9 protein-coding genes are annotated in these 12,263 nt (G+C 47.5%); 5 read left to right on the top strand and 4 right to left on the bottom strand.

Annotated elements, in window-relative coordinates:
- The first annotated feature begins 149 nt into the window (after positions 1-149).
- The 3 genes from BMZ54_RS01865 (at position 150) to BMZ54_RS01855 (ending at position 5,017) form a co-directional block, all read left to right on the top strand.
- Complete coding sequence (locus tag BMZ54_RS01865; protein ID WP_143080880.1) at positions 150-884, top strand: hypothetical protein; 735 nt, start codon at positions 150-152, stop codon at positions 882-884.
- A 70-nt stretch (positions 885-954) separates the two neighbouring features.
- Positions 955-3,537 (top strand): T9SS type A sorting domain-containing protein, encoded by a 2,583-nt coding sequence (locus tag BMZ54_RS01860; RefSeq protein WP_162277448.1) that lies wholly within the window; start codon positions 955-957, stop codon positions 3,535-3,537.
- 295 nt (positions 3,538-3,832) lie between these two features.
- A complete protein-coding gene (locus tag BMZ54_RS01855; protein ID WP_089906445.1) occupies positions 3,833-5,017 on the top strand; it encodes a M57 family metalloprotease in 1,185 nt (394 codons plus the stop codon).
- A gap of 76 nt (positions 5,018-5,093) precedes the next feature.
- Here BMZ54_RS01855 and BMZ54_RS33105 read toward each other — a convergent pair whose 3' ends face one another.
- The 3 genes from BMZ54_RS33105 to BMZ54_RS01840 all read right to left on the bottom strand — a co-directional run bounded on the left by BMZ54_RS33105 (position 5,094) and on the right by BMZ54_RS01840 (position 7,766).
- Positions 5,094-5,378, bottom strand: a complete 285-nt coding sequence (locus tag BMZ54_RS33105; protein WP_202909112.1) for a YHS domain-containing protein — start codon at positions 5,376-5,378, stop codon at positions 5,094-5,096.
- 12 nt (positions 5,379-5,390) lie between these two features.
- Entirely contained in the window at positions 5,391-5,615 is a 225-nt protein-coding gene (locus BMZ54_RS01845; RefSeq protein WP_089906444.1) for a hypothetical protein, read from the bottom strand.
- A gap of 96 nt (positions 5,616-5,711) precedes the next feature.
- Entirely contained in the window at positions 5,712-7,766 is a 2,055-nt protein-coding gene (locus BMZ54_RS01840; RefSeq protein WP_089906443.1) for a M13 family metallopeptidase, read from the bottom strand.
- Between the two features lie 138 nt (positions 7,767-7,904).
- Here BMZ54_RS01840 and BMZ54_RS01835 point away from each other — a divergent pair, with 138 nt between their 5' ends.
- A complete protein-coding gene (locus BMZ54_RS01835) occupies positions 7,905-8,396 on the top strand; it encodes a hypothetical protein (protein WP_089906442.1) in 492 nt (163 codons plus the stop codon).
- Between the two features lie 153 nt (positions 8,397-8,549).
- Positions 8,550-9,806: a replication-associated recombination protein A gene (locus BMZ54_RS01830; protein ID WP_089906441.1), complete on the top strand. Its 1,257-nt coding sequence runs from the start codon at positions 8,550-8,552 to the stop codon at positions 9,804-9,806.
- Positions 9,807-9,877: 71 nt separating this feature from the next.
- On the opposite strand, the gene pbpC is transcribed toward BMZ54_RS01830, so the two are convergent.
- Complete coding sequence (gene pbpC / locus BMZ54_RS01825; RefSeq protein WP_089906440.1) at positions 9,878-12,256, bottom strand: penicillin-binding protein 1C; 2,379 nt, start codon at positions 12,254-12,256, stop codon at positions 9,878-9,880.
- Positions 12,257-12,263 lie beyond the last annotated feature (7 nt).

The following is a 12,263-nucleotide window of genomic DNA, read 5'->3' as shown; positions in this document are numbered from 1 at the left end:
GCTTAATATATTGTTTTCTGAAAAGCGTTCCGGTATAAGCCGGAGCGCTTTTTTATTACGTGCAGACATAACAATTACTTAATGTTACCCATCACAATAAATAATGAATGATTACATATCTTAATGCAGGTTAGGATAACCTGTACTGTATGAGATCCTCAAATAACTATTTGTTACCCGCAGCCTTATTGGCTTTTTTGTTGGCCTGTTCAAAACCCGGAGATATTCCTGTGCCGCCGCTGCCTCCTGTTGATACCTTTAATAAAGGCATTTCTTTTGAAGAAAGTTTTGACCATATAGCAGACGATTGGCTGTATTATGCAACCGATACGGTTTGTACAACTGTAGTAAGGTTTACTGCATTGGATTCTCCTGTAACCCGCTATGAATGGCAAGTGGGTAGCGGTACTTATAGCAAAAAACAGTTTGAGCTTTCTTTCCCGGGCATGTTCCTGACTGACGGGGAAAATATACCGGTATCCCTTGCCATTACTTACCGCAGCGCAGCAGGGGTAGATACGACTAAAACCTTTCATAAGACCCTGCATTTTTTTAGCCCCTGTAATACTGCATGGAATGGTACTTTCAACGGTATTACAGATAACCGGGACAGCAGCATCTACATTATAAATACCTGTGCGGCAAATGCATACTATAATGGTCTGTATCTGTCTGATACCTACCGGCATTGCGCCCGGTATTTTGATACCTATTATACCGGCTATAAAAGACTTTTGTTCAGAAGCGGCGGTACTGCAGATTGCGGCGCGCCCAATGGGGAAATGTATTTTATAAAAGACACGCTTATCATTAACTATCAATCCTATGATGATGGCCTCTATCAGTCGCCTGTGGCCCATGTTTTTAAAGGACTGAGAAAATAACCCGACATACTATATCAATTCCTTCACCCAAATGAAACAATCCATGATGAGATCTCTATTTTGTATTACGATGCTAGCGCTTGCAGTGGCTTTAAGTACCTCGCCGCTCAAGGCCCAATCCCCCTGTCCTCTTAATGGCAGCAATGGCAATCCTATTTCTACCAAACCGGTGCCTTACACACCAGGATTAAGTTACAAAGTGAATACTTTTGACTGGAGGCAGCAGCTGCTGACTGTTAAAAATACAGGTTATGCGCAATACAGCCCTATCACCAACTTTTTTTACCGGCCTAACCTGCCTTATTCCCAGCACCTGGCTTTAGGTACGGCCAGCGATTTCCGTCCGGAAGATGGGTGGGAATTAGTAAAGCGTGATTTTGGTTACCTGGCAGACCAGAGTAACAATCCGGTGGCAGCGCCTGGCCCCTATATGGTGCTGTACAACAAGTATAGCGGCACCTTAAGAGTGGTGGCGGCTTTGCCGGGTTTAGGTGCCAACCAGGCCATTAATGTAAAGATCGGGTTTAAGGCGCCTGTGGCTAATAATCCCAACCAGGCAAACCTGAAGGTATCCGGTTTATTCCATAGCTACGATGCCATTGCAGCATCCACTATGGATATGAAGACCAAGTATACCAGCATAACAACGCCTGCGGTATACCCGGGTTTTGATTATGAATTTTTTTATGCAGATTTTCAAACCAACTATGATCCCTGTACCTGTGTATTTGAATCGGCCCTGCAGGTAGAGTTTAAAACCATTAACCAGCTGGATGTAGTGCTGTCCGGTAACCTGCTGGGCATCAGCGATCCCATCGCCCATTACTCCAATGGCACCGTAGTGCTGGATCAGAATGATGATTACCTGGCCTCTGTTTACCGCAATGATGCCGGCACCGCTACCACAGGTATGCTGATGTACAAAACGCTGGATGCCATGATAGCCGATTATCAGAAGGCGCTGGCCCGTGTTAATGAGAAGGATCCCACCATACTGGAAGACATGAATAAATTTTACAACAATGTCAAAACCGGTATGGATGCTACCAGCTTTCTTACTTCCCTTTCGCAAAGCAGCGGTAACTATTACATGACGGTTATAACGGTAGTGGCTAAACTTACCAGCTTTGTTTCTTCCCTGTTCAAGAAAAAAGACAGCCCTTCTATACCGCCTATGCCTTATGTTATTCATGCCCAAATGGCATTAAAGGGGCAGGTCACTGACCAGCGTGCATTGCCCGGCGCTGCGTTTAACTTTGCCACTCCTGGCAGCCTGAATGCCAGCACCAGGCCGGAGTATAATGATGGTGTGCCGCCACGCCCGGTGCCTCCTTCAGTTGACTATCCCATGTACAATGAAACTATGGGTGTTTTTTCCTTGCTGGAAGCGCCTAAGATCACCTACACGACCGGGGAGGACGCGCAGGGTTATGGTACTTATTATCCGCCCTGTGTTGAGAATACACCGGTATCGCCCTTTCAGCTTGCTTACAAGTACCGGATGTTATTTAAGCTTAAGGAGAATTTAAAATATGCTTTTAACCCTGCGTTTAATGTGGATGAAAGCAAAACGAAAATTTACGCTGCCTTTGCTTATAAGCATAACTGGCTGGGTATAGTAGTTCCCAACTGTAATTGTGAATGCCAGGGCTATAACCCCGTTAACATGCAAATGCTGGAAAAATTCCCGGTAACAGATAAGAACCATCCCCGCCCTACGGTTATTTCACCCTTTTTACCACTGGATTACTTTTCTAATTTTAAAGCAGGCATGTACCGGGTGAGAGGGATCGGCCATTATGATGATGGAGAGGTATCAGATATGGGAATACCCGTAATGGGCTTTGGAGATAGCTTATTTGTAAAACTACTGGTAGTAGCAGTTTCCAAAAACCTGGATGCCAATGGTCAGCCGGCCATAAACATGTTGTCTTATACTTACCTGGTGCCGCCGGCCAACATAGAAAAAATACCCGGCGACCTGGGCGCCACTAATTTTGTGGAAGGCGGTGATAACATTAGTATACCGAGCACTTTCTTTGATCACGATACTATCATCAGGTCTTACAGTAATATTTATATTACCGACCAGCTTATCACTACTCCGGGTAACTTTACGGTTACCTTGCAGGCGCAGGGTGATATTGTGATCACCAACCCCAATGTGACCTTAAACAGCCGGTTTATTCTAAAACGCTTTACACCGCTTATAACGCCCGGCCCTGCCTACGGCGCGCAAACGGCAACGGCGGTATCCAATTTCTGTCATAGCGGTACTTACCAGGCAGCTACTGCTGCGGCAAGATCATTCTATGAGCAGATAGATACTTTGAATATAGATTCTCTCTTGCGGTATAACCGTCCGCCCGGAGTAGATGAACAACAAACTTTTAAAGTAGAAGATCCTTATCCTAATCCGGTTGTGGCAGATGAGGTGAGCCTTAAGCTGGATATTTATGAACCCCAGCATCTGACCGTTCAACTGGTGGATATGAGTGGACATCTGGTAAAAACAGTTGCCCTGAATAAACAATTTGATAAAGGCACTCAGAAGTTAGTTCTTTCTACAAGCGATCTGAAGTCAGGAGTGTATTTAATTACAGTACAAGGCCAGCAGCAACAATATTCCAGGAAACTGGTAGTTGCTAAATAATACAGGTTAGGTGTTGAAAAGCGTTCCGGTGTAAGCCGGAGCGCTTTTTTATTAATGACCGGGTGCTATATTTTTAATTATAGTTTGTTTATATACCTGCATTGTAATTACACAAAGCAGCAGATCAATTAACAATTTGGTAACCTGTTGTTATAACTGCAATGCTGTTAAATAATTATCTTCAGTAGTACTATATTAATCCAGTTACCCTATTTGCAAACCCAAACCCAAAATCTAAATAAACAACCTATAGCATTTAACCCTCATTATCCATCACCCTTAAATTAAAACCCTTATGAAGACGCGACAATTGTTTCGCCTTAGCCTGGCCTTTGCCCTGGCCCTGTTGATTGCATCCTGTAAAAAAGATGCCACTGAAAAAAAAGAAGATCCCACCCCCACTACCCAGGTAAAAGATGAAAAGCTGTACGCTACCTTAAAAAGCGTTGGTTTCCGCGATGATCAGATCAAAGACCGTGGCGGGTTTTACGAAGTAAGCGGCGATCTGCTGTTCAAAAAGAATGCTACTGACCTGCAACAGGTGGAGCAATATTTTGCACGTAAGAAACCCCGTACCGGTAACGACAGCAATGGGAAGGAAAACCAGCTACAGTATCCCACCCTGATCTCTTCTTTTAACGTGGAGAACATTGCAGTGTATGTAGATCCTGTACTAAAGAACTTATTTTACGAAGTAGGCATACAGGAAGCCATAGGCCACTGGGCGCAGGACATTGACAGTAAGATCAACTTCACCTTTATTGACCTGGCCGTGAACAGCCCGTATGCAGATGTAACTTTTTTGCAGGATAATACCATCGACGCTTATGCCAAAGGCGAATTTCCTTCTTCCGGTGCGCCGGGCTGGCGTGTGCGGGTAAATACCAACCTATCTGCAGGCCTCAGCCTCAGCAAACAAACATTCCTGTTTGCACATGAGCTGGGACATGTACTGGGATTAATGCATACGGATGAAGGTATTGGTACGCCCATACCCGGCACCCCTTCAAGCGACCCTAGCTCCGTAATGAACTCCGGTCCGTATAACGGCGGTGTGGTATTAAATTGGAGCGGCTTTTCCAGCTACGATAAAATTGCCGCTGCCTACCTGTATCCCTGGGGTACCTATGATCATTGGATCACTTTCCCGGAAGGAAAATATACGCCGCTGTATGGTTACAGCATTTTTGGCGGCGACCATTTTTCACAGACCCATGCCAGCTTCAATGTTACCTGGAACAGCAGCCTGGTAAATACGCCTACGGTTACCCTGTACCTGTTTGAAAAAGGATCATTGAAAGGTACCTTAGCATCTCATGTACCTAATACCGGCTCTTATTATGTAGATCAAACGCCGCTGCTGCCTACCAGTGTAAGCCCCAGCTATGCGCCGTTGATCCAGATCAGGATCGTGTCAGATGCCAATACTTCCATCAGTGACTGGACCTCTACTTTTTATGTAGGGTTTAACGGAGATTGATACAAATGTATATATCATTAAAAAAGGCTGTGCTTCCTACGAAACACAGCCCTTTTGCTATAAGTGGTCAGCTGAATTATTTCAGATTTGCGGCATATTTCTCCGGGTTCTTATCAAACACGCCTTTGCAGGTAGGAGAGCAGAAGTGCACGGTATCGCCTTTGTACACGCTATATTCCACATAGCTGGTATCATAAGGCATTTCGCAGATGGGGTCGCCCATTCTGCCCAACGCAATGAGGGTCACTGCACTAACGGTGGAATCTTCCATGGCCGTTTCCTGCATGGGGGCTTGTTTGGCAGTACTGCCGCAGGACATTAAGCCGGCAGCAACAGCAAAAGCATATAATAATTTTTTCATGGCGGAAAATATTTACAGGTTCTCTTCTTTAGCAATGCGCAGCACCGTAATACGGTAATGCAGTTTCAGGCTTAAACCCAGCACCGTACCGCATAATGCAGCCAGCAAAAGCATGGTGCCGGTAAAGGTTTCCAGGAAATGAAAAGCCTGCGGAGCGTAAGGCAGCAGGGCTATGATCACAGCAAACAATAATATATTGCGCAGCTCTTTCCGGTATTGTTTCACTAACGTCAGCATAGTCTTGATCTTTTAAAACGCCACAAATATACGGTAAAAAGCCGTGGCCCGCACAGCTCTTGTTGTGCGGGCCACGGAGATTCATATTAGCGGGAATTACCAGATCACCACACGGGCAGTATCTGCCAGCACCATTTTGCCGCTGGTGCAGCCCCAGGCATCCTGGAACTCTTTCATATGCGGCAGCGGGCCGTTAATACGGAAACGGGCCGGGGAGTGCGGATCCGTCTGGATCTGGTTGCGCAGTGCAGCATCGGTTGTATTACCATGCCATACCTGTGCCCAGCCCAGGAAGAAACGCTGTTTCCAGGTGTAACCGTCTATGGGAGCGGGTTCTTTACCATTAAAGGATTGTTCCAGCGCATGGTAGGCCAGGGTTAAACCACCCAGGTCAGCCACGTTTTCACCAATGGTTAAAGCGCCATTGATCTTGAAACCCGGTTGGGCTTCGATGGTGCTGAAATAATCAACATAACGTTTGGTAAGCTTATCAAAGTTTGCACGGTCAGCGGCGCCCCACCAGTTTTTCAGGTTACCATCTGCATCAAACTGGGAGCCCTGGTCGTCAAAACCATGGGTAAACTCATGGCCGATCACCGCAATAATACCACCATAGTTAATAGCATCATCCGCGTTAGGGTTAAAGAAGGGCGGTTGCAGAATACCGGCCGGGAACACTACTTCATTATTCAGCGGGTTGTAGTAAGCATTCACGGTTTGCGGTGTCATTAACCATTCTTTCTTATCTACCGGCTTGCCTATTTTGGCTACTGCTTCATTGTTATCGTAGTAAGCAGCAGCAACCAGATTTTCAATGAGGGTGCCGGGGCCGATCTTGATGGAAGAATAATCTTTCCATTTATCAGGATAACCGATCTTATAGGTAAAGGAGGCCAGCTTTTTATGCGCCATTTTTTTAGTGGAGTCGCTCATCCAGGTCAGCTTGTCAATTCTTTCTCCATATACTTTACGTACATTTTCGATCATATCAGAAACTTTCTGCTTGGAGCTTTCCGGGAAATATTTCTTGGCAAATAATTTACCCAGGGGCATGCCTAAAGTACCGTCTGTAGAGCGGATGGCCCTTTCAGTACGTTTCTTCTGCTCTTTCTGACCGCTCATTACGGTAGCGTAGAAACGGAAGTTGGCGTCATCAAATTTCTTAGGCAGGAAGCTGGCGAAGTGGCTCAGCAGCTGCCAGCGGGTGTACATCTTCAGCGTTTCCAGCGGGGTGGCTTTCAGCAGCGCGCCGGCGTTCTTAACGTAAGGTTTATCTTCAACGATAACGGTATCACTTTTAATACCCTGCTCGCTGGCATAAGATTCCCAGTTGAATTGGGGGGCCAGTGTTTTCAGCTCGCTGAAAGCAACTTTATTGTAGGTTTTAACCGGGTCGCGGCGCTGTACGTTGGTGAGCTGCAGCTTTGCCAGTTTGGTTTCAAAATCCAGCAGGGTTTTTCCGGGGTTCTTATCGGGGAAACCAGCCATCTGGAACATAGTATCTACATGGGATACAAACTGTTTCCGCACATTTACGGTGTTGGAATCCGTACGGTCATAATAGCTTCTTTCGCGTAAGCTTAAGCCACCCTGTGAAGCGTATAATGCATTCATGGTGCTGTTGCGGGCATCAGCATCTATACCGAACATTTCAAAAGTGGGAATGCCCATCTTCTGTAATTCGCCGCTTACTTTAGACCAGTCATCCAGTGTTTTGATCCCATTGATCTTATCAAGATAGGGTTGCAAAGGTGTAATGCCCAGCTTTTCAATGGTAGCGGTGTCCAGGAATGATCTGTAATAATCAGCGATCTGTTGTTCTTCCGTACCTTTTTTAAGTTCTGTTTGCTGGGTGATCTCTGCTATAATGCCTTTTAACCTTACTTCCTTGTTCTCTTTATCCAGTACATTAAAGGCGCCCCAACGGCTTTCTGTGGAGGGGATGGGGTTGTTTTTTTTCCAGTTGCCGTTCGAAAAATTGTCAAAGTCGTCACAGGGTTTGTAGCTGGAGTCTATGGAGCTCAGATCATAGGCGGGCACTTTGGTTGAGTCGGTGGCCACCTGCTCTGATGTACTTTGTGAATTGCAGGCCGCCATAGATGAGGTTATGGCTGCCAGCAACAATAGCTTTACAGCATGCTTTTTGTTCATAAGTAAAACAGGTTTAGTTTTTAAATTTACACGAATTAAAGATTATTTAATGGATTTGGCGGTTACAGTCCGGAAAATTTGATAGCCGGTTCACTGTCAACTAATTTAGCTAGGTTTGTAAGTATAAAAAGAGTACAGATGTCTTCGAAGTTCGGATTATTCAGGTTTCTAAGTATTATCAGCTTACTGGTGGCAGGCTTTTTTGTGTTGATAATGTTGTTGGCTTTACTGGTTACACCGGCTTTATCAGCGGTGCTTATTTTTGTATTGTTAACCGGATCGGTAGTGATCCACAGCGTGTTAAGCCTTTCCCTGCAGCAAAGCCTGAAAGACCCTGCCAAACCCCTGAAATCCAATACACCAGGCGGCATCCGCATTATGGGGTTCATGGCTATTTTTTACGCCGTGATGCTGATCACTAATGGTATTTATGGCCTTATACACCTGGATGAAATGTTGCAGGAAGCCATGAAGCAGCTGCCTAAAAACCAGCCGGCGCCCAGCCTGCGGGCTATGCGCAGCTTAATGACCGGTTTAGTGATCGTGCTGGTGCTGCATGCTGCCGGTGTGCTGGTCAACTGTGCTTTATCTTTTGGCTACCTGAGACAGTGGCAGGAAAAAAATAAGTGAGCAGTCTTTAGCTGGCAGTGGGCAGGAGCTGGCAGGCTCTTTGTACTTTTAACATTTTAGCGTTGATATATTTTTGGTTGTCAGTTTAATATGCAGTGATTGGCCAGGGTAAAAAACTGCAAACTGCCAACTTACGACTAATAACTATTTATAATGGAGCCTTTAGCAGAACGTTTAAGACCGGCCACACTGGATGAGCTGGTGGGGCAGGAGCATTTGACCGGGGAAGGCAGTATTTTGCGTAAAGCGCTGCAGCAGGGCAAAATACCTTCCATGATCCTGTGGGGCCCGCCGGGCGTAGGCAAAACCACTATCGCCAATATTGTTGCCCATACACTGGAAGTTCCCTTTTATACATTGAGCGCCATTTCTGCCGGCGTAAAGGAAGTGCGGGAAGTGATAGAAATTGCCCGCAGGCAGGGCCATGCCGTATTGTTTATTGATGAGATACACCGCTTTAATAAATCCCAGCAGGATGCTTTACTGGGCGCCGTGGAAAAGGGTATCATTACCCTGATCGGCGCTACTACAGAAAACCCTTCGTTTGAGGTGAATGCGGCCCTGCTCTCACGCTGCCAGGTATATGTGCTGAAACCTTTAGGAGAGCCGGAATTGCGGCAACTGCTGCAGCAGGCCATGCAAAAAGATGAATGGCTGCGGGAAAAGAACATCAACATTAAAGACACCACTGCGCTGCTGAATATTTCAGGCGGCGATGCCCGTAAGCTGTTAAACCTGTTTGAGCTGGTAGTAGATACATTGCAGGAAGACCCGGTGGTGATCACCGATGAAAAGGTGATGGAAATTGCACAGCAGCGTATTGCTATTTATGATAAGGCGGGGGAACAGCACTATGATATTATTTCCGCCTTCATTAAATCCATCCGCGGCAGCGATCCTAACGGGGCCGTATACTGGCTGGCGCGCATGATAGCGGGTGGGGAGGATGTAAAATTCATTGCCCGCCGTATGGTGATACTGGCATCGGAAGATATTGGCAATGCTAACCCTAACGCGCTATTGCTGGCCACCAACTGTTTCCAGGCGGTGAACCTGATTGGCCACCCGGAGGCCAGGATCATTCTTTCCCAGTGCGCTACTTACCTGGCATCGTCGCCCAAGAGCAATGCCTCTTACATGGCTATTGGTGCTGCGCAGGCTATTGTATCCCAAACCGGCGACCTGCCGGTGCCGCTGCATATCCGTAACGCCCCTACGAAATTGATGAAGGATCAGGGGTATGGAAAGAACTACAAGTACTCCCATGATTTCGAAAACAATTTTGAAGCCCAGGAATATTTACCGGATGAAATAGCGGGTACCAAGCTCTATGATCCCGGGAAGAATGCACGGGAGGATGAGCTGCGGCGGTATCTGAAAGCAATGTGGAAAGAGAAGTACGGGTATTGATGTGCAGATGTGCAAATGAGTTTAATGTGCTGATGTGCCGGTGAAAAGATGCGCTGCACATTCGCATATTCTTATTTTTCCTTTGCCAGTATCTCAAACTCCGTTTTAACTTCCTCTCCATCCTCATCTACTAATGTAATAGTATGCTTACCGGGCGCAGGATGCAGCGCCATCTGGTGAAACTCTGTAGTGGCGCCTACATAGGTATTATCCAGGTGCCAGTAAATATGCGCATTGGCATCGCGGTGGGTAGCGGTGAAAATGGTTTGCCCCGGCTGACCGTCAATTTCAATGGGTACAAAAATGCGGGTATTGGGGCGGGGGTAAATAAGCTCCATGGGCGCTTTGTCCTGCGTTAGTGTGGCCAGGCATTCTGGCTTATAAGGGGGCAGGGGCTGGTAATTATTTTTGGAGCGATAGTAAAATTCCATAGAAGGCGGCAGTACAAACCAGGGCTTGTGCTGCATCTGGTCCGGCGCTTCACAGTTGGCCGTAACCCGCCACTGGCCGGTATGATCCAGGTGAATGAGCTGGTGATAAGGACATACACCTGTTCTTAACCCGGCCACGGGCACCCATAAAGAATCTTTATCCGGACAGGCATCACCGGCGCGGTAACCGCTCTGGCGGCATACTTCAATTTTACGCAGCTTATTATAGGGGGTGGCAAACCAGCCGCTGGTATGCAGCAGGCGGAATATGTCGAACATTACCGGTGCTGCGGTGGCCACGCCTATCAGCCCCGGGCGGCCTTCCCCATCTGCATTACCTACCCATACGCCTACCACATATTGCGGGGTAATGCCAAGCGCCCATCCATCCCGGAAACCAAAGCTGGTACCGGTTTTCCAGGCTACCCGCTGGGAGGAGGAGAATTGCTGCCATAATAATTCCTCACCCGGGCGCATTACTTCTTCCATAGCCTGAAAGGCGTACCAGATAGCGCCTGCATCTAACACACCCGTGTTGCTAAGCGTATGCTCAGAGGGGCGCTGTACACCTTTTACATAATTGGGGCCATGTATATCGTCCGGGTCATATTTGCCTTTGTATTGGTCCTGGTGCAGCAGGGTACGGGCCATGCTGGCATACATACCGCTCATTTCCCACAAAGTGGTTTCGCCGCCGCCTAATATCATTGACAGACCGTAATGATCTGCCGGGCGATTAAGTGTGGTAATGCCCATTTTTTTCAGCAGCGCATGAAAACGTTCATAACGGTATTGCTGTAGCATACGTACGGCCGGTATGTTCAGGGAACGGGAAAGCGCGCGTGATGCGGGTACTGCACCATCGTAACCCAGGTCAAAGTTCTGCGGGGTGTAGCCGGCAATTTGCGTGGGAATATCGGGTACTAAGGTATGCGGTAACAGCAAACCATCATTCAGCATGGCGGCATATAATACCGGCTTTAATGTGCTGCCGGGGCTACGGGGAGCCTGTATCACATCCACATGGCTTTCCAGCTCCGGATCAGCAGGGTTGTAAATGTTGCCAACATAAGCAAGGGTATTGCCGGTTTCCACATCCAGTACAATGGCTGCGGCATTGTTGATACCATTGGCTTTGTACTGGCGCTGGTAACGTTCTATAATGCCGGTTACATTGCGTTGCAGATCGGCTTCTACGGTGGTGCGGATGCGGGTGGTACCCTGCTGTTTTTGCTGCACTGCATCCTGCCGGAAATGATCCAGCAAATGCGGCGCCCATTGCGGCAAGGGCAAGGGTTGTTCCGGCAGGGGCTCCAGCTTGGCCAGGCGGCAGCTAAGGCTGTCGATACGATGCTGCAGGTATAATTTATCCAGCAGCTGGTTACGTTTATTCATTAACGTTTGTCGGTTACGGCCAGGGTGCACCAGCGCCGGGCTATTGGGCAGTACGGCCAGTGCGGCCATCTCGCCCCAGGAAAGCTGTTGTGCGCTACGGCCGTAATAACGCCAGGCAGCGGCTTCCAGCCCTACTACGTTACCGCCAAAAGGGGCGTTACCGGCATATAAGGCTAAGATCTTTTTCTTGGAAAAGGAAAATTCCAGGCGGGTGGCCAGTACAGCCTCTACCAGCTTTTGCCAGATGTTGCGCGGTTTATTACGCGCCAGCCGTATTACCTGCATGGTAATAGTGCTGCCGCCGCTTACTACTTTATGACGGCCCAGGTTTTGTTTAATGGCCCTGCCCAGCGCCAGCGGGTCTACTCCCCAGTGGTAATAAAAACGTTTATCCTCGTACGTGGTGATACATTGGGCAAATTTATCCGGAACAGTATTGGCAACGGGGAAACGCCATTGCCCGTCTGCCGCTATTGTAGCGCTTAACAGCTCGCCATTGGCATCTTCGATCACATAAGAGGTGGGAGTGGTAAATAGTTTGGAAGGTAACAGGAAATAATAAGCGATGAGCAACACTGCAGCACCCAGCAGCCACCATTTCTTACGAACCATCCATTGCCGCATAGTTAAA

Origin of the sequence: Chitinophaga rupis (genome assembly GCF_900109685.1) — a bacterium.
Lineage (GTDB): Bacteria > Bacteroidota > Bacteroidia > Chitinophagales > Chitinophagaceae > Chitinophaga > Chitinophaga rupis.
The sequence above is the reverse complement of the archived record's forward strand: the minus strand, read 5'-3'. Positions and strand labels throughout refer to the sequence as shown.

Bases quoted from the DNA above. Each gene is read 5' to 3' on its own strand.
- BMZ54_RS01865 (WP_143080880.1), top strand. From the start codon at position 150: ATGAGATCCTCAAATAACTATTTGTTACCCGCAGCCTTATTGGCTTTT.
- BMZ54_RS01860 (WP_162277448.1), top strand. From the start codon at position 955: ATGCTAGCGCTTGCAGTGGCTTTAAGTACCTCGCCGCTCAAGGCCCAA.
- BMZ54_RS01855 (WP_089906445.1), top strand. From the start codon at position 3,833: ATGAAGACGCGACAATTGTTTCGCCTTAGCCTGGCCTTTGCCCTGGCC.
- BMZ54_RS33105 (WP_202909112.1), bottom strand. From the start codon at position 5,378: ATGAAAAAATTATTATATGCTTTTGCTGTTGCTGCCGGCTTAATGTCC.
- BMZ54_RS01845 (WP_089906444.1), bottom strand. From the start codon at position 5,615: ATGCTGACGTTAGTGAAACAATACCGGAAAGAGCTGCGCAATATATTA.
- BMZ54_RS01840 (WP_089906443.1), bottom strand. From the start codon at position 7,766: ATGAACAAAAAGCATGCTGTAAAGCTATTGTTGCTGGCAGCCATAACC.
- BMZ54_RS01835 (WP_089906442.1), top strand. From the start codon at position 7,905: ATGTCTTCGAAGTTCGGATTATTCAGGTTTCTAAGTATTATCAGCTTA.
- BMZ54_RS01830 (WP_089906441.1), top strand. From the start codon at position 8,550: ATGGAGCCTTTAGCAGAACGTTTAAGACCGGCCACACTGGATGAGCTG.
- pbpC (WP_089906440.1), bottom strand. From the start codon at position 12,256: ATGCGGCAATGGATGGTTCGTAAGAAATGGTGGCTGCTGGGTGCTGCA.